The 21,311-nt window shown below is 63.4% G+C and carries 23 protein-coding genes; 12 read left to right on the top strand and 11 right to left on the bottom strand.

Annotated features, from left to right (window positions below):
* The first annotated feature begins 89 nt into the window (after positions 1–89).
* Positions 90–1,088 (top strand): UDP-glucuronic acid decarboxylase family protein, encoded by a 999-nt coding sequence (locus tag F600_RS0125010; protein WP_342664569.1) that lies wholly within the window; start codon positions 90–92, stop codon positions 1,086–1,088.
* 125 nt (positions 1,089–1,213) lie between these two features.
* On the opposite strand, the gene F600_RS0125005 is transcribed toward F600_RS0125010, so the two are convergent.
* The 4 genes from F600_RS0125005 to sdhC are packed head-to-tail and all read right to left on the bottom strand — an operon-like array spanning position 1,214 to position 4,635.
* Positions 1,214–1,978: a succinate dehydrogenase iron-sulfur subunit gene (locus F600_RS0125005; RefSeq protein ID WP_026306932.1), complete on the bottom strand. Its 765-nt coding sequence runs from the start codon at positions 1,976–1,978 to the stop codon at positions 1,214–1,216.
* On the bottom strand, positions 1,978–3,747 hold the full coding sequence (gene sdhA, locus F600_RS0125000; protein WP_018163409.1) for a succinate dehydrogenase flavoprotein subunit: 1,770 nt from the start codon (positions 3,745–3,747) through the stop codon (positions 1,978–1,980). The genes F600_RS0125005 and sdhA overlap by 1 nt, the downstream gene beginning before the upstream one ends.
* Positions 3,748–4,215 carry a succinate dehydrogenase hydrophobic membrane anchor subunit gene (locus tag F600_RS0124995; protein ID WP_018163408.1) on the bottom strand — a complete coding sequence of 156 codons (468 nt, stop codon included), beginning with the start codon at positions 4,213–4,215 and terminating at the stop codon, positions 3,748–3,750. It abuts the gene before it with no gap.
* Positions 4,216–4,233: 18 nt separating this feature from the next.
* The gene (sdhC, locus tag F600_RS0124990) at positions 4,234–4,635 is read right to left on the bottom strand and encodes a succinate dehydrogenase, cytochrome b556 subunit (protein ID WP_018163407.1); all 402 of its coding nucleotides are present in this window, start codon (positions 4,633–4,635) and stop codon (positions 4,234–4,236) included.
* A gap of 187 nt (positions 4,636–4,822) precedes the next feature.
* On the opposite strand from sdhC, the gene F600_RS0124985 reads away from it, so the two are divergent.
* From F600_RS0124985 to F600_RS0124975, 3 genes are read left to right on the top strand one after another with little or no spacing between them, the layout of a single operon-like run.
* Entirely contained in the window at positions 4,823–5,212 is a 390-nt protein-coding gene (locus F600_RS0124985; RefSeq protein WP_018163406.1) for a cytidine deaminase, read from the top strand.
* Positions 5,209–6,489: a thymidine phosphorylase gene (locus F600_RS0124980; RefSeq protein ID WP_018163405.1), complete on the top strand. Its 1,281-nt coding sequence runs from the start codon at positions 5,209–5,211 to the stop codon at positions 6,487–6,489. Before F600_RS0124985 ends, F600_RS0124980 begins: the two co-directional genes overlap by 4 nt.
* Before the next feature lie 10 nt (positions 6,490–6,499).
* Positions 6,500–7,600, top strand: coding sequence for an adenosine deaminase (locus tag F600_RS0124975; protein WP_018163404.1), 1,101 nt, complete (start codon positions 6,500–6,502; stop codon positions 7,598–7,600).
* Here F600_RS0124975 and F600_RS0124970 read toward each other — a convergent pair.
* Positions 7,597–8,187, bottom strand: coding sequence for a TetR/AcrR family transcriptional regulator (locus F600_RS0124970; protein ID WP_018163403.1), 591 nt, complete (start codon positions 8,185–8,187; stop codon positions 7,597–7,599). The two genes, F600_RS0124975 and F600_RS0124970, sit on opposite strands and share 4 nt — an antisense overlap.
* A 64-nt stretch (positions 8,188–8,251) precedes the next feature.
* Here F600_RS0124970 and F600_RS0124965 point away from each other — a divergent pair, with 64 nt between their 5' ends.
* Positions 8,252–9,748: a flavin-containing monooxygenase gene (locus tag F600_RS0124965; RefSeq protein ID WP_018163402.1), complete on the top strand. Its 1,497-nt coding sequence runs from the start codon at positions 8,252–8,254 to the stop codon at positions 9,746–9,748.
* Between the two features lie 7 nt (positions 9,749–9,755).
* Here F600_RS0124965 and F600_RS0124960 read toward each other — a convergent pair whose 3' ends face one another.
* From F600_RS0124960 to F600_RS0124935, 6 genes are all read right to left on the bottom strand, one after another.
* Positions 9,756–10,979 carry a hypothetical protein gene (locus F600_RS0124960; RefSeq protein WP_018163401.1) on the bottom strand — a complete coding sequence of 408 codons (1,224 nt, stop codon included), beginning with the start codon at positions 10,977–10,979 and terminating at the stop codon, positions 9,756–9,758.
* A gap of 4 nt (positions 10,980–10,983) precedes the next feature.
* Entirely contained in the window at positions 10,984–11,292 is a 309-nt protein-coding gene (locus F600_RS0124955; RefSeq protein WP_018163400.1) for a YbaB/EbfC family nucleoid-associated protein, read from the bottom strand.
* 128 nt (positions 11,293–11,420) lie between these two features.
* Positions 11,421–11,597 (bottom strand): hypothetical protein, encoded by a 177-nt coding sequence (locus F600_RS31805; protein ID WP_018163399.1) that lies wholly within the window; start codon positions 11,595–11,597, stop codon positions 11,421–11,423.
* Positions 11,594–12,499 carry a C40 family peptidase gene (locus tag F600_RS0124945; RefSeq protein ID WP_018163398.1) on the bottom strand — a complete coding sequence of 302 codons (906 nt, stop codon included), beginning with the start codon at positions 12,497–12,499 and terminating at the stop codon, positions 11,594–11,596. The genes F600_RS31805 and F600_RS0124945 overlap by 4 nt, the downstream gene beginning before the upstream one ends.
* Positions 12,500–12,507: 8 nt before the next feature.
* Positions 12,508–12,813, bottom strand: coding sequence for a hypothetical protein (locus tag F600_RS0124940; protein WP_018163397.1), 306 nt, complete (start codon positions 12,811–12,813; stop codon positions 12,508–12,510).
* An 89-nt stretch (positions 12,814–12,902) separates the two neighbouring features.
* On the bottom strand, positions 12,903–13,493 hold the full coding sequence (locus F600_RS0124935; RefSeq protein ID WP_156024816.1) for a hypothetical protein: 591 nt from the start codon (positions 13,491–13,493) through the stop codon (positions 12,903–12,905).
* A gap of 672 nt (positions 13,494–14,165) precedes the next feature.
* Here F600_RS0124935 and F600_RS31800 point away from each other — a divergent pair.
* Genes F600_RS31800 through F600_RS0124900 form a run of 7 tightly spaced genes read left to right on the top strand, consistent with a single transcriptional unit; the run spans position 14,166 to position 21,286 of the window.
* Complete coding sequence (locus F600_RS31800; protein ID WP_156024815.1) at positions 14,166–14,324, top strand: hypothetical protein; 159 nt, start codon at positions 14,166–14,168, stop codon at positions 14,322–14,324.
* Positions 14,325–14,353: 29 nt separating this feature from the next.
* The gene (locus tag F600_RS0124925) at positions 14,354–14,770 is read left to right on the top strand and encodes a hypothetical protein (RefSeq protein ID WP_018163394.1); all 417 of its coding nucleotides are present in this window, start codon (positions 14,354–14,356) and stop codon (positions 14,768–14,770) included.
* A 9-nt stretch (positions 14,771–14,779) separates the two neighbouring features.
* Positions 14,780–16,312, top strand: a complete 1,533-nt coding sequence (locus tag F600_RS0124920) for an Hsp70 family protein (protein ID WP_018163393.1) — start codon at positions 14,780–14,782, stop codon at positions 16,310–16,312.
* 28 nt (positions 16,313–16,340) lie between these two features.
* A complete protein-coding gene (locus tag F600_RS0124915; protein WP_018163392.1) occupies positions 16,341–17,468 on the top strand; it encodes a tetratricopeptide repeat protein in 1,128 nt (375 codons plus the stop codon).
* Positions 17,465–17,965: a nucleotide exchange factor GrpE gene (grpE, locus tag F600_RS30910; RefSeq protein ID WP_018163391.1), complete on the top strand. Its 501-nt coding sequence runs from the start codon at positions 17,465–17,467 to the stop codon at positions 17,963–17,965. The genes F600_RS0124915 and grpE overlap by 4 nt, the downstream gene beginning before the upstream one ends.
* Positions 17,946–20,699: an FtsK/SpoIIIE domain-containing protein gene (locus F600_RS0124905; protein WP_018163390.1), complete on the top strand. Its 2,754-nt coding sequence runs from the start codon at positions 17,946–17,948 to the stop codon at positions 20,697–20,699. The genes grpE and F600_RS0124905 overlap by 20 nt, the downstream gene beginning before the upstream one ends.
* Positions 20,696–21,286 carry a hypothetical protein gene (locus F600_RS0124900; RefSeq protein WP_018163389.1) on the top strand — a complete coding sequence of 197 codons (591 nt, stop codon included), beginning with the start codon at positions 20,696–20,698 and terminating at the stop codon, positions 21,284–21,286. Before F600_RS0124905 ends, F600_RS0124900 begins: the two co-directional genes overlap by 4 nt.
* Positions 21,287–21,311: the final 25 nt, after the last annotated feature.

The following is a 21,311-nucleotide window of genomic DNA, read 5'->3' as shown; positions in this document are numbered from 1 at the left end:
CGTACACCGTGGACTGGGCCAAGTTGTCCTAACCGAAACGGGTGTCCCGGAAGAATTCGATCCGCAGACTCACGCGTTTCGATAGCCTCATGCGGTTCACGTCGGGAGGAGTCGGGATGAAAGCGCCGAGAGAGTTCACTCGTAAACGAGTTCTCGTAACCGGGGGCGCAGGATTTATCGGCTCCCATTTGTGCACTCAATTGGTGGCGCGTGGCGCCGATGTCCTGTGCGTCGACAACTACTACACGGGCACGCGGGAGAACGTCGAGCATCTCCTCGACAATCCGCAGTTCGAACTGATCCGCCACGACGTCACGTTCCCGCTGTATGTCGAGGTCGATGAGATCTACAACCTCGCCTGTCCGGCCTCGCCCGTGCACTACCAATTCGACCCGGTGCAGACGACGAAGACGAGCGTCCACGGTGCGATCAACGTGCTCGGACTGGCCAAGCGTGTGAAAGCCCGTGTCCTGCAAGCGTCGACGAGCGAGGTCTACGGCGACCCGGTCGTGCACCCGCAGACCGAGGAGTACTGGGGAAACGTCAACCCCATCGGCATTCGGTCCTGCTACGACGAGGGCAAACGCTGCGCGGAGACGCTGTTCTTCGACTACCACCGCCAGCACAAGCTGGAGATCAAGGTGGCGCGGATCTTCAACACCTACGGCCCGAAGATGCACCCGTCGGACGGTCGCGTGGTGTCGAACTTCATCATGCAGGCGCTGCTGGGACGCGATATCACTATCTACGGCGATGGCTCGCAGACGCGTTCCTTCTGCTTCGTCGACGACCTCGTCGACGGTCTGATCCGGCTCATGGATTCGCCCGCTGAGATCACCGGACCGATCAACATCGGCAACCCGGGGGAGTTCACGATCCTCGAGCTAGCCGAGAAGGTCCTCGAGATGACCGGCGGCACGTCGAAGATCGTATGGGCGCCCCTCCCATCGGATGACCCACGGCAGCGTCAGCCCGACATCACGAAGGCGCAGGAACATCTCGGCTGGAAGCCGAACATCAGTCTCGAAGAGGGGCTCGGGAAGACGATTCCGTACTTCCAGTCGGTCGTCGACAAGCACCACCGCTGAGGGCACTGCGGCCAATCGACCTGTCAGCCTCGCCATCGAAATAATTCGATGGCGACGCTGACAGGTCGATTGGCCGAAACGAGAAGCGCCCGGCCGGAGCCGGGCGCTTCTCGTGAGACGCAAAACTAGCGCGAGAACAGCAGCGCGCGCTTGACTTCCTGGATCGCCTTCGTGACCTCGATGCCACGCGGGCATGCGTCGGTGCAGTTGAAGGTCGTGCGGCAGCGCCACACACCGTCGACGTCGTTGAGGATGTCGAGACGCTCGCGAGCGGCCTCGTCACGGCTGTCGAAGATGAAGCGGTGCGCGTTGACGATCGCGGCCGGACCGAAGTAGCTGCCTTCGTTCCAGAACACCGGGCACGACGTGGTGCAGCAAGCACACAGGATGCACTTGGTGGTGTCGTCGAAGCGAGCACGGTCGTGCTGGCTCTGGATGCGCTCCATCGTCGGCTCGTTGCCGGTCGTGATGAGGAACGGCTTGACCGCACGGAACGCGTCGAAGAACGGCTCCATGTTGACGACCAGATCTTTCTCGACCGGAAGACCACGGATCGGCTCGATCGTGATGCTCAGGGTCTTGCCCGGCTTCTTCGGCAGCAGGTCACGCATGAGGACCTTGCACGCCAGGCGGTTCACGCCGTTGATGCGCATGGCGTCCGAACCGCAGACTCCGTGGGCGCACGAGCGGCGGAACGTCAGGGTGCCGTCGAGGTAGTTCTTGACGTACATGAGCAGGTTGAGCAGACGGTCCGTGGGCAGACACGGCACCTGGAACGAATCCCAGTGTGCGCCAAGGTCGTTCTCCGGGTTGAAGCGCGCGATCTTCAACGTGACCATCACCGAGCCGTCAGGGACCGGTGCCGGACGAGGTTCAGTCGCAGTAGTCATCAGTACTTACGCTCCATCGGCTGGTAGCGGGTAACGGCCACAGGCTTGAAGTCAAGCTTGATCTCGGCAAGCAGTTCCGGCGCATGGATGTCGCTGATCTGCTTGTAGGCCATCGTGTGCTTCATGAAGGTCTTGTCGTCGCGGTTCGGGTAGTCCTCGCGAGCGTGACCGCCGCGCGATTCCTTCCGGTTGAGTGCACCGACGACGGTGACCTCGGCCAGCTCGAGCAGGAACAGCAGCTCGATGGCCTCAAGGAGGTCGCTGTTGTAGCGCTTGCCCTTGTCCTGCACCGAGATCCGGCTGTAGCGCTCCTTGAGGACCTGGATCACCTCGAGCATCTCCGAGAGGCTCTCCTCGGTCCGGTACACGCCGGCCTTGTCGTCCATCTCGTTCTGGAGGTCGGCCCGGATGTCGGCGACGCGCTCGTTGCCGTGCTCGCTCAGGATGCCGGCGACCCAGCGCTCGACCATCTTGTACGGCTCGGGCGGCATTTCGACGAAATCGGTGGTGTTCGCGTACTCGGCGGCGGCGATACCGGCGCGACGACCGAAGACGTTGATGTCGAGCAGCGAGTTGGTGCCGAGACGGTTCGAACCGTGGACCGAAACGCAGGCGCACTCACCGGCGGCGTACAGGCCGGGAACGTGGTCGGTGTTGTTGCGGAGAACCTCACCACGGATCTTGGTCGGGATACCGCCCATGACGTAGTGGCAGGTCGGCATGACCGGCACCGGCTCCTTGACCGGGTCCACACCGAGGTAGGTGCGGGAGAACTCGGTGATGTCCGGGAGCTTCTCGTTGAGGACGTCTTCACCGAGGTGCGTGACGTCGATCAGCACGTAGTCCTTGTTCGGGCCCGCGCCGCGACCTTCGCGCACTTCCTGAACCATCGACCGAGCGACGATGTCACGCGGTGCGAGGTCCTTGATGGTGGGGGCGTAGCGCTCCATGAAGCGCTCACCGCTTGCATTGCGGAGGATTCCACCTTCACCACGGACGGCCTCCGAAATGAGGATGCCCAGGCCGGCGAGGCCTGTCGGGTGGAACTGGTGGAACTCCATGTCCTCGAGGGGGAGACCCTTGCGGAACACGATGCCCATGCCGTCGCCGGTGAGGGTGTGGGCGTTCGAGGTCGTCTTGTACATGCGGCCCGAACCACCGGTCGCGATGACGATCGACTTCGCGTGGAAGACGTGCAGCTCGCCGGTCGCGAGCTCGTAGGCGACGACGCCGGTGGCGACGGGGCCCTTCTTCGTCTCGGTGAGGATGAGGTCGAGGACGTAGAACTCGTTGTAGAACTCGACGCCGTGCTTGACGCAGTTTTGGTACAGCGTCTGCAGGATCATGTGGCCGGTGCGGTCGGCGGCGTAGCACGCACGACGGACCGGAGCCTTACCGTGGTCGCGGGTGTGGCCACCGAATCGACGCTGGTCGATCTTGCCTTCCGGCGTGCGGTTGAACGGCAGACCCATCTTCTCGAGGTCGATGACCGCGTCGATGGCTTCCTTCGCCATGATCTCGGCAGCGTCTTGGTCGACGAGGTAGTCGCCACCCTTGACGGTGTCGAACGTGTGCCACTCCCAGTTGTCTTCCTCGACGTTGGCGAGTGCGGCACACATTCCGCCCTGTGCGGCGCCGGTGTGGCTACGCGTCGGGTACAGCTTCGTCAGGACTGCGGTGCGGGCGCGAGGGGCTGACTCGATCGCGGCACGCATGCCGGCGCCACCAGCACCGACGATGACGACGTCGTACCTGTGGTGCTGCACCATTTAGTTTCCTCCCGAGAGGGTCGTGGAAAGCGGCGTACCGACGTTCGGGTCAAACGTGAAGATGACGTAGCTGCCGAGGCCCATGATCAGGATCATCGAGATGACCAGCAGCGTCGTGAGCCAGAACTTCGAGGAGTCCTTGCGGGTGTAGTCCGCGATGATCGTGCGGAGGCCGTTACCGCCGTGGAGCTGAGCGAGCCACAGCATCGACAGATCCCAGAACTGCCAGAACGGGCTGGCCCAGCGACCCGAGACGAATCCGAAGTTGATGCGGTGCACGCCCTTGTCGAGCATGAGCATGATGAACATGTGTCCGAGCACCAGGACGATCAGCGCCAAGCCGGACAGGCGCATGAAGATCCAGGCGTAGAGCTCGAAGTTGCTCTTGTTGACGCGTCGCGCTGCGCGGGGTGCGTCGAGACTTGCAGGACGGTCGTAGTGCGTCCCGATGATCCTTGCTTCAGCCATCGTGTTCTACCCCCTGGCCTAGTGGTTGAACATGAGGAAGATCTGGCGCCCAGCGGCCGGGGTCATGAGGACCAGCCAGATGGCGAGGACGACCCAGAGCATCACACGCTGGTAGCGCGGGCCCTCGGACCAGAAGTCGACCAGCATGATGCGGATGCCGTTGAATCCGTGGAACAACACGGCGGCGACGAGACCCAATTCCATGAGCCCGACGAGCGGGTTCTTGTAGGTGTCGACGACGTTGTTGTACGTCTCCGGGCTCACGCGCACGAGGGCGGTGTCGAGAACGTGCACGAACAAGAAGAAGAAAACGGTCACACCGGTAATGCGGTGCGCAACCCACGACCACATGCCCGGGTCACCCAGGTACAGCGATCGAGTCTTTTCTTTGACCGCTGTGTCAGCGGCGGTGCTGGTCATGTGGAGCTGCCTCCAAAATCTTTTCCGCGCACCGGATGCAGGGCTGCGCAACCGGGCTATGAGAACTCTAGTCCTTGGCGGTTTCGCCCGAGATCAATTGCCCTGTGATCTATCTCCTTTGGAGCGATAGATCAAAGGATCTCGGGCGGCGTCAATTTAGCGCAATTAACTGGCAAAGTGACAATCCGTGACAGCGATCGACTGGTCAGTTTTACGCACAGCCGCCGAAGCCGCCCGTGAGGTTGCCTACGCGCCCTACTCGAAGTTCCCGGTCGGTGCGGCAGGCTGGTGTGCAGACGGACGGCTGGTCACCGGGTGCAATGTCGAGAACGCCTCGTACGGACTCGGCCTGTGTGCGGAGTGTGTCCTGGTCGGGAACGTCGTCGCGTCCGGCGGCGGCACGCTCGTTGCCGTCGCGGTGATCGGGCCTCGACCTGGGGCTTTGATGCCGTGTGGCCGATGCCGTCAGGTCTTGCTCGAAAACGGAGGCCCGCAGTTGCTCATCGATGCAGAACCCTCGCCCATTCCTCTGGGCGACCTCTTGCCGCACTCGTTCGGTGCTCAGGACCTGACGTGAACGCGGTCGAGATCATCGCTGCCAAGCGCGACGGCCGAGCCTTGACATCGCGTGAAATCCATTGGGTGGTAGATGGATTCACGCGTGGCGTGGTAGCTCCGGAGCAGAAGGCCGCGCTCGCCATGGCGATCTATCTGCGCGGGATGAATCGGCGCGAGATCCACGACTGGACCGCCGCGATGATCGCGTCGGGGCAGCGCCTGGACTTCGGTGAAGTGATCCGACCGCTCGTGGACAAGCACTCGACGGGAGGCGTCGGTGACAAGATCACCCTGGTCCTGACTCCGCTCGTCGCGGCGTGCGGTGCCGCGGTTCCGCAGCTTTCCGGACGTGGCCTGGGCTATGCCGGTGGCACGCTCGACAAGCTCGAGTCGATCCCCGGCTGGAGTCCGGACGTCTCCACCGATCAGATGCGAAAGATGCTGGCAGACCCCACTATCGGTGGGTACATCGGCGCCGCTGGTGATGAGCTCGCACCCGCGGATCGGAAGCTCTATGCCCTGCGCGACGTCACCGGAACGGTGGAGTCGATTCCGCTCATTGCAAGCTCGATCATGAGCAAGAAGATCGCCGAAGGCACCGACGCGCTTGTCCTCGACGTGAAGGTCGGCTCCGGCGCCTACATGAAGAAGATCGAGGATGCGCGAGAGCTCGCACGCACGATGGTCGACCTCGGCAATGACGCCGGCGTCGACACGATTGCATTGATCACCGCGATGGACACACCGCTCGGGCAAACGGCCGGAAATGCGCTCGAAGTCACTGAAGCGGTTGAGGTTTTGGCCGGCGGCGGACCAAGCGATGTGCGAAATCTCACCTTGGCTCTAGCGCGCGAAATGCTCGATCTCGCGGGCCTCACTGACGTTGATCCGGAACGGAAACTCGACCAGGGCGCGGCCATGGATCATTGGCGGTCGATGGTGCGGGCGCAAGGTGGCGATCCGGATTCGGCACTACCCGTCGCCCGTCACACCCACGTCGTCCCGGCGCCGGAATCTGGTGTGCTGACCCGCCTCGACGCGATGGCAGTCGGTCGTGCGGCCTGGCGATTGGGTGCGGGTCGTGCGGTGCAGACCGATTCGGTACAGCCGGGTGCCGGCGTGACGATGCATGCGAAGCCGGGCGATTCCGTGCGCCTCGGCGATCCGTTGCTGACGCTCCACACTGATTCGCCCGATCTGTTCGAGCCTGCGTTGGCGGCCCTCGACGGCGGCTTCGCATTCGGGGCAGCGTTTCGTCCCGTGCCGCTCGTGCTCGAGCGCGTCGGCTCGGCGTAACGTCGGAAACATGCAGCTCACCGGTCCTGCACCGCTGACCCTGGAGACGATTCGGCAGGCGCCAAAGGCGGTACTGCATGACCATCTCGACGGCGGGCTTCGACCGTCGACCGTCATCGAACTGGCGCAGGCATCGGGCTATGCCGGGTTGCCGGTCGACGATCCGGTGAAGCTCGGGAAGTGGTTCACCGATGCCGCGAACAGCGGCGATCTCGTTCGATACCTCGAGCCGTTCACCCACACGGTTGCCGTCATGCAGACGCCGGAGGCGTTGCGCCGAGTAGCGCGCGAATGCGTCGAAGATCTCGCGGCCGACGGCGTTGTGTATGCCGAGGTTCGCTATGCACCGGAGCTGCATCTACAGCGTGGATTGACGCTCGATGAGGTCGTTTCCCACACCTTGGCCGGATTCCGGGAGGGCGAGGATGAGATCCGGGCGCAAGGCGGCCGGATTCGGGTCGTGTGCCTCCTGACGGCCATGCGGCACGCGGCACGGTCACGGGAGATCGCCGAGCTTGTCGTGCGATTCCGTGGGCAGGGAGTCGTGGGTTTCGACATCGCCGGTGCCGAGGCCGGCTACCCGCCGAGTCGGCACCTCGACGCGTTCGAGTACCTGCGGGCGAACACGATGCGATTCACGATTCACGCGGGCGAAGCTTTCGGGCTGCCCTCGATCCATGAAGCGATCACGTTCTGCGGTGCGGATCGCCTTGGTCACGGCGTGCGAATCACCGACGACATCACGGTTGCCGAGGACGGCACTGTATCGCTCGGATACGTCGCGAGCTACGTGCGCGACCGTCGAATCCCGCTCGAACTGTGTCCGACGTCGAATGTCCAGACCGGGGCGGCCGACAGCATCGCCACGCACCCATTCGATCTGCTCGCACGCCTTCGGTTCCGGGTCACCGTCAACACCGACAATCGACTGATCAGCGGCACGACGATGAGCCAGGAGATGCTCAAGCTTGTCGAGGCGTTCGGCTACGGGTGGAGCGACCTGCAACGGTTCACGATCAACGCGATGAAGTCGGCGTTCGTGCCGTTTCCGGAGCGTCTCGAAATCATCGACGACGTCATCAAGCCGGGTTATGCCGTGCTGGTCGGCTAGTCGCCGAGCAGCAGTCGCAGCACGGGGCCGATCGCCTGGCTCGGCAGCGACGAGTCGGAAGCACGTTGGAGACCGAATCCGACGAACACGCTCACGATTGCAAGCGCCAGGACTTGGGGGTCGGTAGGCGGAGTTGCGTTCCGTGCGGTGAATAGTCCGACCACGTACGACTCGCAGACTGCCCTCAGGTTCGCATACCGCTTTGCGGTTGCGGCCCTCATCTCGCCGTGCTGCGCAGCGGCGGCGACTTCGAGTTCGAGTCGTGCCCATCCGGGATCGCCGATGCTCGAGCGCAGGGCATAAATCAGCGCGTCAATCCAGGCTTTGGGGTCGCTGCTGGACTCCGCTCCGACGGCAGTAACCGCTGTACGCAACGCGCTCTCGTACAGCTCGTCGATGACCGCGATGCCGATTTCGCCTTTGCTGGAGAAGTTCGAGTACACCGCGCCTCGGCTGAATCCGGCTTCGTCGCCGATCGCGTCGAGGGAGGTCGTGCGAAACCCGTCGCGCAGAAACAGCTTGGTGGCGGACTCGATGAGCAGACGTCGGGTGCGTTCCTGACTTTCTGCACGCGTGAGCCTTGCCACGGGACAAGAGTATCTGGTGTACTCAGGATATTCAGATATTCGAAGTATCCCGATGGAGTGAACTTTGACTGACCCAAGAATTCCCGACCGCGAAATCGTCATCGTCGGTGCCGGCTTCTCCGGCATCGGAACCCTGATCGCGTTGAAGAAGGCGGGGTTCAACGACGTCCTCGCTCTCGACGACGCCTCGGGCCCGGGTGGCGTGTGGCATTGGAACACCTATCCGGGCGTGGCTGTCGACATCCCGTCGTTCAGCTACCAGTTCTCGTACGAGAAGCGCCCGAACTGGTCGCGGACCTATGCCAAGGGGCGTGAGCTCAAGGGCTACGCCCAGCATCTGGTCGCCAAATATGATCTGGCACAGCATATTCGGTACAACACCTCGGTCATCTCCGCCCATTTCGACGAGACCGCGAACCTGTGGCGGATCGAGACCAGCGCCGGCCCGGTATCCGCACGTCACGTGATTCACGCCGGCGGACCGCTGTCGCGCCCGAAGCGTCCGGACATCGAGGGTCTCGACTCGTTCGCGGGTCCGACGATGCACACCGCGCGCTGGGATCACCGCATCGACCTGCGCGGCAAGCGTGTCGCGATCATCGGTACCGGGGCGTCTGCGGTCCAGATCATTCCGGAGATCGCCCCGCAGGTGGCGAAGCTGACGGTGTTCCAGCGGACACCGATCTGGTGCATGCCGAAATTCGATGCGCCGATTCCGGGTCCGGCGCGATGGGCGCTCAAACGCGTGCCAGGTGTCGAGGCTGTCGCGAGCCTGGCCAGTGACGCGTTCGTCGAGGCGACGTTCCCGATCTTGGCGCACTATCACAAGCTCATCCCCGGCACGTCGGTCCTCGAGACCGCCGGGCGCAGGTACATCAAGCAGCAGGTAAAGGACCCGGCGCTTGCCGAGAAGCTGACTCCGAAGTACGCGCTGGGCTGCAAGCGGCCGAGCTTCCACAACTCGTACCTACAGACCTTCAACCGGTCGAACGTCGCGCTCGAGACCGGCTCGATCACCCGGATCTCGGAGAACGCGGTCCACACCGCCGATGGGGTCGCTCACGAGGTTGACGTCCTGATTCTGGCCACTGGTTTCAAGGTCACCGAGAAGGACGCGATCCCGACGTACGACCTGACCGGTCGCGGCGGGCTGGTGCTCGGAGATTGGTGGGAGGAGAACCGCCTGCAGGCCTACCAGGGCGTTTCGTCGCCGGGGTTCCCGAACTTCTTCACGATCATGGGGCCGTACGGCTACAACGGTTCGTCATTTTTCGCGCTCATCGAGAACAGCTCGGCGCACATCGTCCGATGCCTCGATCACGCTCGACGCCAGAATGCCGACCTCATCGAGGTCACCGAGAAGGCGCACGTCGACTACCACGCGGAAATGATGCGGCGTCGCGGGAACCAGATCTTCTGGCAGGAGTCGTGCGGCCTGGCCAACAGCTACTACTTCGACAAGCACGGCGATGTGCCGCTGCGGCCGTCGCTGACGATCGAGGCTGCATGGCGAAGCCGCCACTTCCCGCTGAAGGACTACACCTTCCGCAAGGTGGCCTAGGTAAGCCCTAGCCCAACTTGTCCAGACGTGCCTCGAACCCTTCGACCAGTTCACGCCAAGCGTCCGATTCGGCCGTGAACGGGCCGCTGGGCTCGAGGCGAGTCGGGTCCGGGTTGACGATGAACGACACGAGGAAGCCCAGCGCGTTCGTGGGCTGCAGCGCTTCGGCGACCGTGTCGTCGTCGGCGTAGTCCGCAGCGTCAGTGAACAGCTCGACGGCGAGGTCGAGCTGCTCGGCATCCACGGCACTCGGGCCCGCAAGGATGTCATCGGCGATGCCGTTCAGGACGTAAGTGTTCTCGTCGGTGACCTGGATCGAGAGCGATCCGTCGGTCGCGGCGGCCTGGACTTCGCCGTACGTGCTGACCGTCGCTAGGTCGTGCTCGTGATTGTCGGCGAGGTACCGGGCCAGCGCGCGGGGCGAGCTGAACACGCTGATCTTCTCGTCAGTGCCGAGGAAGATCGGCTCGTCGTCGAGGTAGCAGCGCAGCGAGTAGTACGTCTTCTCCGACGTGATGATCTTGATCGGGTCGATCCCGACGCGACCCCAGAAGGTCTCCTCTTCGACGGCATCGTCTTCGAGGTCGTCGTCGACGTCCGCGGCGTCGTCCGAGTCGACCTCGTTCTCCGCGGCGGCAAGCAGTTCCGCCTCGGCGACGGCGACGGCCTTCTTATCGACATCCGGCGTCGTGATGAAGTCGTCGATCGCGTCGAGAACTTCGTCCCATCCGTCGGCGATCGCGGTGCCGATCTCATCCCACAGCGCGATGCCTTCGCGGCCGACGAACGCGCTCGCGCCGGTGGGGATAGAGGTCAGGACCGGGTGCTTGGCGAAGAACGACTCGACGACCTCGAGCTCGCACACCTCGCCAATCGAACGGGTGATCTCGAGGGCTTCCTCGAGTTCGGCGACGACATCGGCACTGGGCTGCTCAGCGGCGAGCTCCGGAACGCCCACGAGGTCGAACGAGTGTCCTTCATCGGGTTCGAGTTCGGAGGCAGACAACTTCGAAACGACTGGCCAGGATGGGTGGTCGTCGAGGTCGTTACCGGCGCCACTGCGCACGAACGCGACCATTTCGGCGACCGAGCCGAAGCCGAACAGCGAGTCGTCATCGCCGAGGAAGGCTTCCCACTCGTCGTCACCGTCGCGCCACCGCGGCGCCCACAGGGTAACGAGGTCTCCGTCGGTCAAGCCGAGTTCGATGGGGACGATGTCTCCGGTTGCCATGGCGTCAGCGTAACGACCGCGACGCCAGTGTGGCTACCGCGCTGGTCAATGCGGAGAAAACGTGATCACGACGAGCAGCGGCAATGGCACTTGCTTCGGCGGCGGCACGCACGATGAGCTGGCCGACTTCATCGCCAGTGAGCCGGCACACAGTTTCGTCGAGCCACAGCCCGACGAGCGCCCCTGATGCATCCGCTTCAGTCACGACGAGACCGTCCGGGCTCGTGTAGACGGCGGTGATCGCCGAGAGTCCGGCCAGGGCCTCCTCGATGAGTTCGAGTTGCTTCTCGGCGTTAGTGAGGATCTGCTCCACACTCTGCGTGTTCTCCCTCGCTCCGCTCGGGGTGTTCGCGGGCCCTACGGGCGGCGTCTTCCCTCGTCGCGCCGATCGCTCGTACCTCGCAACCGTCGACTCCTCAGTCCAGACCCCACCCGGCCCACTCACCGCAGCTCCTGGAGAGCAGAACGTGCGGCCGCCGACGTCAGTTCCAGCACCCGGATGGCAAGGGCCTCGGCGCCGAACCGGAGTTCGGCCGGCTCGATGTGGATTGCCGTCGGCACCCCTTCGACGGACGCGGTCACACTGATGCCCTTGGAATGCGCGGTGGCGGTGATCATGCCGTCGGCCGGTAGAAGCCGTGGAAGGCCTCGCCCTGGTTGTCGGTGCGGATCGCCGAGATCTCGACCGGGTCGCCTGCCTCGATCATCTGACCGTTTCCAACGACCATGGCGACGTGACCATCCCACACGGCGAGGTCGCCGGGCATGAGCTGGTCCGCGGGTACCGACGTGCCCACCCCCTGATCGGCTGCCATGCGCGGAAGGTCGACGCCGGCCTGTTGATACGCGTACTGCGTCAGACCGCTGCAGTCGAACCCGGCCGGCGTCGTCCCGCCCCAGGCGTACGGAACCCCCTGCTGGCTCAAGGCGCTACGCACCGCGGTCGCGGCCTGCTCGTTCGGTGCCATCGCGGTACTTCCGTCGGGCAGGGTGACGGCGACTCCGGTGCCGGTGTTCACAGTCTTGGCGGCGCTCGAACCGAGATCCGGAGAAGCCAGTGCACTCATCTGCTCGGTGTGCTGCCCCATCTGCTGATTCACACCCTGGACCACGTTGACGGCGTCGCCGATGTGCTCGGCGGCGGTCTTGAGCAGTGCGATCTGGCCAGCCGGGAGGCCGAGCATCGGTGCGAGGGTGGTGGCCACCGAGGTGAAGGATTCGAGGATTCCCTGGACATCGAGTTTGCCGCCGCCGACGGTCTGAGCGGCTTGGGAGACCACCCTCGCGATGGCCTGTCCGCGATCGGACTGGTCCGCCATCTGGGACTGGTTTGTCTGCGCGGTGGTCGTGGCGGCCTCGCCCGACGTCCCGCTCCACCCGCTGAGATTGTTCATGCCGCGCCGCCCCGAGTCCTGCGCGCAGTGCATCGAGGACTGGGCGTTGGCGAACCCGGGAGTCGCGCTGCCGAGATTTCCGGTCCCGAAGGTGCCGAGCAGTTGGACGATCGGTTCAGCGAACATCAAAGGATTCACAGCGACCCCAGCGTGGTCGCGGTCGACGAGTCATCGGTGGTGAAGGCGCCGAGCGCCCGGTCGGTGACGTTCTCGATCGTGTTCGACACCGAGGCGAGCTGAGTCGTCGCGCGGACGTACGACTGCTGCGCCTGCTGGTACGCGGACAGGAACTGTGGGCCGAACATCCCCAGTGCCGTTTCCAACGATTCGGGTGAGATCTGCTGCCACGTCGATGCGACGTCGAGCAACAGCCCGGTCGTATCGGAGGCGTTGAAGCGCAACGAATCAAGTTGCGCCAGATCGGCTTTGAAAGAGTCCATCGACTAGCTCCTGCGGGCTTCGTATTGCACGTCGATGGGTTGGACGCGGGAGGCGGTGGATTGGTTCCACGGAGCGGTGGATCAATCGATCAGTCGATGCTCCAGCATTGTCGGACAAAGGTCCGGACCATGGCGAAGCTCGGATAGTCGTTTGCGGACCGCGCTGCCGAGTATCGGGAGCTTTCTGGTGCGGGTAGCCCGGCTAGTTCTGCCGCCCAGCGACGGAGCTGGATAACGTCGCCACGAGTGAGCGGCAGTCGGTCCTGCGTTCGGTCGGTGAGCCACACCATGTGGTCCACGTGCGCAATCTGGGCGAGAAAGTTCGACACTGACCCGAATGCCCGGTAGCCCAAAGCCATCCTCTTGACGATGGGCGGCTTGAGTTGGAATCGCTCCGGGAGCGATCCGTCGGTCATGCTTCGAACGAAGTCCGGGACTGCTGGCGCCAGGTCTTCGTACGACACAGTGAATTTGACCCCTGCCTCGGACATTCGGAGCTTTGCCACCGGGGACGGCGAACGAGTCATCAGGGCCACGATCGTGGCCTGCGGGACAGTCGGTGCCAATCGTTGAACGAGATCCAAACTCGACAATCGGTCGGTCGACCGAAAGCTTTCCGCGACGACCAGGACGTAGTCCCATAGTGCGCTCGAATAGGACGCTGCGCGGGAACTGGGCACCGCGAGGCAGTCGACACCTTCCGCTCTGAACGATTCGGAAATTCCCACTCGGAGAATTGCATCATCGGACACCAGTAATAGGCGTGGTGAATCGAACCGCGGACTGCTCTCGCGGAGCAGTGTGTCGGTGATTGGACCGGCGCTCCGCTGCATAACGGTCACTATTTCTGCGACGGTAATCGAGTGTCGGTTGACGTGACCGTATGTCGATAGTAGTGCGGGCGGTTCAGTCCGGACTCGGGCTCCGTGTGCGCGAATTCAGCCATGGCGGGAAAGCTAGCAGCTGTGGCTCGGGTGCGCGCAATCGAGAATCTTGTTTTCATTTGAGGAAATGACAATAAGTAATTCGGTCAGATGAACAGGTGTGTCAGGTGGGGCGATCTGTCGCTCCCGGGCTAGGGCATTCTGCCAGCTAGCGGCCCACATGCTCAAGCATGGAGGGGCGCACTATATCTGGGAGCGCGGTGCGTTTCAAGAGGCTTCTTTCGTTCAAATCTTGATCACTAACTTCCTTCTCAAAGAACTCCTACGAAAGGAACTGGCACGGTGGCAAGAAAAACAACAGTCGGAATCGGAATGGTAGCCGTGGCGCTCGTCATGTCCGCGGGCTGCTCCTCGAATTCGTCCGCCTCGAACAATGGCGGAGACACCTCGTGTGCGGATTTTGCGGCTATGGACAGTAGCGGCAAAAAGGCCGTCATCGAGAAGTATCTCGAAGACAAGGGCGAGAAGGCCGGCGCCGTCAATGTGCAACTCACGAAGGCGTCCGCAGAAATGTTCTGTCGGACGAGCGGCGAAACAAAGCGCGTGCGAGACATCGAAACCGGTTAATCACCCAAACTTCTCCAGGAGCAATCACAATGGACATTCTCGTTTTCATCGGCTGCGTAGTCGTAGCCGCACTCGTACTCCAGATCACCCTCAGTGTCATGGCCCGGCGCGAATACGAAACGTACGTGCAGGCACCTCGAGCGCAGGTGATTGACCTCGTTCGTGACCACTTCGGATCGGTCTGGTGGCGTCAGATCAAGGGCGAAGGCGACCTCAACTTCGAGCCCAAAGGTTTCGGAGTCGGCTCGGTCGGAATGATGAAGCCGACCGTGTCGGTCAACGTCGTCACCCATGACAACGGCAACACCGAGGTCGTCGTCGGGATGACCGAATGGGGCAGCAAGTTCGGACTCATCGGGTACTGCGATCGCGTTGTCTTCAAGTCGCGCAAGCTCATGAAGAAGCTCGAGTCGCTCGAAGTCGCCGGCGCTGCGCCGCTCCACTAGGTCACGCACATGGGTATCACAGTGGGAATCGATCTCGGGACCACCTATTCGGCCGTCGCCGTTCTACGTCCGACAGGTGAGCCCGAGGTCCTCATCAACAATGCCGGCGAGGAGATCACTCCGTCGGTGGTGATGTTCCAGGACATTGGCGGCCGCGACGAGCCTCTGGTGGGGACCATGGCCAAACACGCGGCCGCGGGCGCGCCCGACGATGTGGTCGAGTTCGTCAAACGGTTCATGGGCGACCGGGCCTATCGGTTCGAGTCGAGTTCTGGGTCGGCCTACACCGCCGAGGAGATCTCGGCGATCATCCTCCGCCGCCTCAAGGAAGACGCCGAGTTCACCCTCGGCGCCGAGGTCACACGGGCCGTCATCACCGTCCCCGCGTATTTCGACGATGCACGCCGTAAAGCGACGAAGGACGCAGGCGAGATCGCCGGACTGACTGTTCTCCGAGTCCTGAACGAACCGACCGCCGCCGCTCTGTCGTTCGGGCTCGACACTTCTGCGCAGGGAAATGTGCTCGTTTATGACCTCGGCGGCGGGACTTTCGATGTCACCGTCATGCGTATCAACGCTGGCGAGTTCGAGGTACTCGGCACCGACGGTGACCGCAACCTGGGCGGTAAGGATTTTGACGACCGGATCATGATGTTCGCCGCCCAGTCTGTGCAAGCCCAGGGCGGCGTGGATCTTCTCGATGACTCACTGCTGACCGCGAGCCTCCGTGAGAAGGCGGAGATGGCCAAGCGCAGTCTCACCACCGTGCCAACGACGATGATGCTCGTTCCCGCTGGCGGCCAGACCCATCGCATTCGCCTTGATCGGGCCGAGTTCGAGCGCATCACATCGGACCTGCTCAATCGAACAGAAGACCTCACAACTTCGGTACTCGAGGAAGCGGGCCTTCGGTGGTCGGACATCGATCACGTGCTTCTGGTCGGGGGCTCCACCCGGATGCCGATGGTTCGCGAGATGGTCGAGCGACTCGCCGGACAACCCGTCAACAAGTCGGTCCACCCGGACCATGCTGTCGCGCTCGGCGCCGCGATCCAGGCGGCCGTCGAGGACGCTTCGGATGTCGGGACGACTGTCGACCTGTATCAAGGCAAACCGCTGGTCGTACAGGACGTCACGTCCCAAGCGCTCGGTACCGCGGCGATCAATCCGGATACCGGAAAGCTCGAGAACGCGATCATCGTTCCTCGAAATACGCGCATTCCGGTCAAGTGCCAGCAGACGTTCTTCACCACCGTGCACGAACAGAAGATCGTCAACGTCGACTGCAACGAAGGTGACGACATCGACCTGCAGTACGTCGTGAAACTCGGGGAGAAGGACATCCCGATCCCGCCGTACCCCAAGGGGTCGCCCATAACGGTGTCGTTCGCGTACGACATCGACCAGACCGTATTCGTCGAAGTGTTCGACGACACGAGCGGCAAACGGCTCGGCACCTTTGAGATCGATCGGGTCGCAAACATGAGCGGCGCCGACATCGAAGAGGCAAAGACGCGCATCAGCCAGATCGCCGTCTCCTAATCCAGACCATCGCCTGTGAGGACCCCCAATGGACTTCGTCGACTACTACGCCCTGCTGGACATCCCGCGATCCGCCGACGCCGCAGCAATTGCGGACGCAGTGCGCGCCAAGCGCAAGGAATGGACCAAGCGCCAGAATCACCCGAACCCGGACATTCGCCAGACGGCAGAGAAACAGGTCCACCTCATCTCGGAGGCCGAGCGAGTTCTGTCCGCGGCCGACCAGCGCCGGGCCTACGATCAGCAGCTCGCGGCGCACCAGTCGGCGCCGCCTCCGCCGCCGTCGTCCGGCGACCGCAACTGGCTTGCGATCGCCGAGGAATACCTCAGTGCGGGCAACGAGATGCAGGCCTCCTATGCGGCTCGGGAAGCGACAACCCAACAGCCGGACAACCCGCAGGCCTGGTACATCCGAGCCCAGGCGTCGATGGCACAGGACCTTGTCAACGACGCTCAGTTCGAGATCAGTGAGGCGATCCGCCTCAACCCGAACGACCCGCGTTATCTCTCGATCCTGGGCGATATCTACATCGACGGCGGCAACGTCCTGCGCGCCCGCGAAGCGTACGAGAAAGCGCAGAAGCTCGACCCGACGAACCCGTTCTATGCAGTTGGAATCGCGGACACCTATCCGGACAATCCGGAACTGCAGATTCCGATCTATGAGCGGGCGGTCGCCGAGAATCCCGGCATCGACTACTTCACCATGGGCCTGGCAATCGCCCTGTTCAACCGCACGTGGGGACACTTGAGCCGACTCGCGGATGGTTCACGCATCATCACCAACGTCGCCCAGATCGAGTCGGGCAGGGCAACGCTTGCGCGAATTCGGGCACTCAACCTGCCGCGCGACCTGGACCCCGAGTTCGCGGCCGGCCTCGCCGAACTCAGTCGAATCGTCGATGGTGCCGAACGGGTCCGGTGGTATGGATCGGACAACATGGCGGGCTATGGCGGCGGCCTCGCCGTCGCAACGATCGCGATGTTGATCCTCTTCGGCGGAGGTGACGGCGGACTCGGCTTCCTGGCGATGTTGACGGTCGCGGGAATCATCGCCATCTATGTGGTTCGCCACCGAATGCCGGAGTGGAAGCGGCACTCCAAGATTGCCCCCAAGGCCACCGTTCGAAGCGGACTTCAGGTCGGTGCGCGGTGACGACGCCGGCCGGGGCAGCCAGTGACACTCTCGAAGAACTCGTCAGTGAGACGCGTCAGCTGCGCGACCTGTTCGTCCGCAGGCTGATGGAGGACAAGGTACGAGCGGGTCTGTATTCAGCACTTCAGGACGAGGTGAAGTCCAGCAAAGCGCTGCTCGAACAACGTGACCACGACCTGCTGTTCAAGGAGTTGCTGCTCATCACCGACCGGATCTCCGGCGCGGTCGAGCAGCACTTCTCGGGCCCCGAGCTCGTACAGTCGGCTGCCGACGAGATCGGCGAGCTTCTGCATCGTCGTGGAGTGACGCGGGTTCCGGTCGACCGCAACTTCGACCCCGCCATGCACGAGATCGTGGGGACCGTTGCCGCGCGGTCCGCAGCGGAAGCGGGTGCGATCGTGGCAGTCCATCGAGACGGCTATACAGTCGCCGGTCGCCTCCTCCGGCCGGCTCAGATAACGCTGGCGGTTGCCGCGCATGACGCGTCCGAGTTCTGAGCACACCGCCGACCTCGTCACCGCACGGGACACGGTGATCGGGGCGTACGCGAAACTGCTCCGATCGATCGAGTCATCGATGGCCGAGGAGACCAAGGCCGTCGACGAACGCGTCGCCGCGACGAAACGGCTACACCAACGGACGCGCGCGCTCGTCGGCACACGTGTCGCCGCCCAGCTTTCGGCACAGGCCAGTCAAATCCAGGGGCTGTGTGCCAAGAGCGTTTCGGCGGGGCAGAATCCGCTGGACGTTGCCGAGTACCTCGAGATCGGTCAGTTGACGATCGACGGCCGTTCGCTCGGCCTGAACGAGGTTCCGCGCCTTCCCTGGGTGATCCCCTTCTTCGGGCATTCGCATGTGTCGCTCGCCGGTGATCGTGCGCGTACGGTGCTGCACGCGATCGTCCTCGGCGCCCTTCGCGGGACGGCAACCGGTCAGATCGACGTTTCGGTGTTCGACCCCTTGTTGCGCGGTTGGTTGGCGGCGTTTTCGCCAATTCAGGAAGTCGCCGGGGAGTCGCTTTCTGTGGTCGCCACGCCGGAGGGTCTCACCACCCTCCGAGACCGCCTTGTTCAGCAGATCCAGCGTGTGTCGCAGCTGATCCAGGGGCGCCCGCTGACTCTGGTCGACTATTGCCGCGAGGCCGGTCATCCGATCGAGCGCTACCAACTCTTCGTACTCGCCGACTATCCGCGTGGCGTGACGAAGGAAATGCACCAGAGTCTCCTCACGGTCGCACGGGCCGGGCTCGCTGCGGGAATCGTGCTGGTCGTCGTCGCGTCCGAGGCGCCATCGGCGACGGAGAGACAGATGATCGCGGATTTCGATGTCGTATCGAACGTGGTCAGCAGCGGTCCGCTCCGCTGGGTCACCCATCGGAACACGCTCGTGGAGGTCGACGAACGTGCGGCCGAGGTGGTTTCTGCCGAGGCCGCGGCCCTCGCCGCACAGATGGCGGCGGCTTCGGCGCCGAACGTCGATTTCGACCAGATCGTCGACGCCGGAAGTGCCTGGACGCACAACAGCGCTGACGGCGTCACGTTCACGCTCGGACGACTGGGGCCGAACTTGGTGGACGTCACGCTCGGTGACGAGCGGACCCAACGCCACAACGTTCTCGTCGCCGGGGCCGTCGGGCAGGGCAAGTCGAACTTGCTCAAGGTGATCATCCACAGCCTCGCGCACCGGTATTCCCCGGACGAACTGTCCTTGTACCTGCTCGATTTCAAAGATGGCGTGTCGTTCTATCCACTCGCGGAAACCCCGGACTCGCCGGAGTACCTGCCACACGCCCGAGTGTTGGGGCTCGAGGCGGATCAGGAGTTCGGGCTCGCGGCACTTCGCGAACTCGCCGCTGAGCGCAACCGCCGCGCCAAACTGTTCAAGCCATATGGCGACAACATCGCTCGGTATCGCGCGCAGGTAGGTCACGCCGTGATGCCGCGGATCGTCGTCGTGATCGATGAGTTCCAGCGGTTGTTTGAGTCGTCGGACGACGCGCTCACCAGCAAAATTGCCGAATTGCTCGAGAGCACAGCGCGGTTGGGACGGGCTTACGGCATCCATCTGATCCTCGCGTCGCAGACGATTGCCGGCGTTGCCGCCCTCTTGACCCGCGAGAACGGCCTGTTCGCCCAGTTCCCAATTCGAATTGCGCTCAAGAACTCGCCGTCCGAGTCAATGGCGACGCTCGCCCCCGACAACGACGCCGCGGCGAAGCTGCGCTACCGCGGCGAAGCGATCCTCAACGAGGACTACGGCGCAAGGAGTGGAAACCGTCAGGTCACCGTGGCCTCCGCCAATGACCGAACGCTGGCGAAGATCCGGGAGGGTTGGTGGCGCCAGCGACTGCCACACCACCGTGCCCCGATCGTTTTCGATGGCGCACGAGTGATGCGGCTCCGCGATTACACGCTCGCCCTCGCCGCACTTGCTCGGCGGGACGGGTTTGCCCCGGTTGCGCTCCTGGGACAAACCATCGGCGTCCACGACGACCGTGCCGCCGTTGTCCTTTCGCCCGAGGCAGGACGCAACGTTGCACTGCTGGGTGCGGGTTCGGACCCGCATGCGGCGATGGCCGACGATGATCAGAGCGACGCCAATCATGCCATCGGGATTCTGCATCTCGCCGGCGTTTCCCTGGCCGTGACCGGCGGAAACGCCCCGGTCCGAGTGCTGTGCCTGGACCTGCTCGATGAGCGGACGCGTCTGCGAAGCGGCCAAGATAATTGGTACCGGTTGATGAACCAGCTGGGCTGCGAGCTGGTCGTCAAGCGGGCACACGACATCGTGACATGCCTGGAGTCGCTGGCTGCGGACGTCGCAGCCGGCACTGTCGACCGCCCGACATTTGTCATCGGCTTTGGTCTGGACCGCGCCAACCTGGAGTCCGCCGACATGTTCGCCAGCTCTCCTGCTGACCACTTCCGGACGATTCTGCGGCACGGTCCAGCACGCGGCGTTCACGTGATCGGGTGGTGGACGAATGCTGCCACGTTCAGTTCGCACGTCGGCATCGGTGGTGACCGGTACGTCGATGCGATGGTGTTCCTTCGTCTCGACCGCTCGTCGGTCCAGGGATTTCTTGGTCCGTTTGTGAACTGGACGGTTCGCGACAACCGCGCGCTGTGGTACGACCGGACACAACTGCCCGAGCCCGTCACGATCGTCCCGTGTGCCCCCACCGAGGATCTCGATGTGGACGCGATGAATGCTCTGGTGGGGCGGCCGTGACCGACTCCTACCAGCGCTATCTTGCTGCCATCGATGCTGTGCTTGACCTGCCGGAAGCGTTTCGCCAGCAGTTGAGCGTTGCCGACCAGGACTCCACTCGCGAGACCGCGCAGTTCGCTCGCGAGCGCGAGCGAACGTCGGCGCGCTATCAAGCACTGCGCGACGCCTCTGCCAAGGAATATCGGCAGGTTGCGACGTCCTTGGCTGAGCTCGGGGTTGGGCTCCCGAATCTCGTACGCCCGGCGGGCGCATCGCCGTCGAGCCTGGGAGACGCACAGGCGGCGTTCGCGTCCGCATGTGAAGGAGCTCGTTCGCTCGCGCAGCAGATCAATCGATCCGCCCGTATCGCGGATCGGGAAAGGGCTGCTGCCGACGCCGCTGCCGGCGAAGCAGCGAACCGCGCCGCGGACGCACTACGGGCTCGCCAAGCACGCCTTCAGGCTCGAACTTCGGAGCCCGCTGTGACTGCTGAACCCGCACGCTCAACAACCCAGGAAGCAAACCAGTCGGCGTCGGTCGCGTACGTCGTGATCGCAATCATCGTCTTGCTCATCGTCACGGCCGTTCTGGCCGCTGTCGTGCTGTGAGAGCTCGACCAAACAAGGAGAGAAG

The organism is Smaragdicoccus niigatensis DSM 44881 = NBRC 103563 (genome assembly GCF_000380645.1).
GTDB classification, from domain to species: Bacteria; Actinomycetota; Actinomycetes; order Mycobacteriales; family Mycobacteriaceae; genus Smaragdicoccus; species Smaragdicoccus niigatensis.
The sequence above is the reverse complement of the archived record's forward strand: the minus strand, read 5'-3'. Positions and strand labels throughout refer to the sequence as shown.

Bases quoted from the DNA above. Each gene is read 5' to 3' on its own strand.
- F600_RS0125010 (WP_342664569.1), top strand. From the start codon at position 90: ATGCGGTTCACGTCGGGAGGAGTCGGGATGAAAGCGCCGAGAGAGTTC.
- F600_RS0125005 (WP_026306932.1), bottom strand. From the start codon at position 1,978: ATGACTACTGCGACTGAACCTCGTCCGGCACCGGTCCCTGACGGCTCG.
- sdhA (WP_018163409.1), bottom strand. From the start codon at position 3,747: ATGGTGCAGCACCACAGGTACGACGTCGTCATCGTCGGTGCTGGTGGC.
- F600_RS0124995 (WP_018163408.1), bottom strand. From the start codon at position 4,215: ATGGCTGAAGCAAGGATCATCGGGACGCACTACGACCGTCCTGCAAGT.
- sdhC (WP_018163407.1), bottom strand. From the start codon at position 4,635: ATGACCAGCACCGCCGCTGACACAGCGGTCAAAGAAAAGACTCGATCG.
- F600_RS0124975 (WP_018163404.1), top strand. From the start codon at position 6,500: ATGCAGCTCACCGGTCCTGCACCGCTGACCCTGGAGACGATTCGGCAG.
- F600_RS0124960 (WP_018163401.1), bottom strand. From the start codon at position 10,979: ATGGCAACCGGAGACATCGTCCCCATCGAACTCGGCTTGACCGACGGA.
- F600_RS31805 (WP_018163399.1), bottom strand. From the start codon at position 11,597: ATGATCACCGCCACCGCGCATTCCAAGGGCATCAGTGTGACCGCGTCC.
- F600_RS0124945 (WP_018163398.1), bottom strand. From the start codon at position 12,499: ATGTTCGCTGAACCGATCGTCCAACTGCTCGGCACCTTCGGGACCGGA.
- F600_RS0124940 (WP_018163397.1), bottom strand. From the start codon at position 12,813: ATGGACTCTTTCAAAGCCGATCTGGCGCAACTTGATTCGTTGCGCTTC.
- F600_RS31800 (WP_156024815.1), top strand. From the start codon at position 14,166: ATGGACAGTAGCGGCAAAAAGGCCGTCATCGAGAAGTATCTCGAAGAC.
- F600_RS0124925 (WP_018163394.1), top strand. From the start codon at position 14,354: ATGGACATTCTCGTTTTCATCGGCTGCGTAGTCGTAGCCGCACTCGTA.
- F600_RS0124920 (WP_018163393.1), top strand. From the start codon at position 14,780: ATGGGTATCACAGTGGGAATCGATCTCGGGACCACCTATTCGGCCGTC.
- F600_RS0124915 (WP_018163392.1), top strand. From the start codon at position 16,341: ATGGACTTCGTCGACTACTACGCCCTGCTGGACATCCCGCGATCCGCC.
- F600_RS0124905 (WP_018163390.1), top strand. From the start codon at position 17,946: ATGACGCGTCCGAGTTCTGAGCACACCGCCGACCTCGTCACCGCACGG.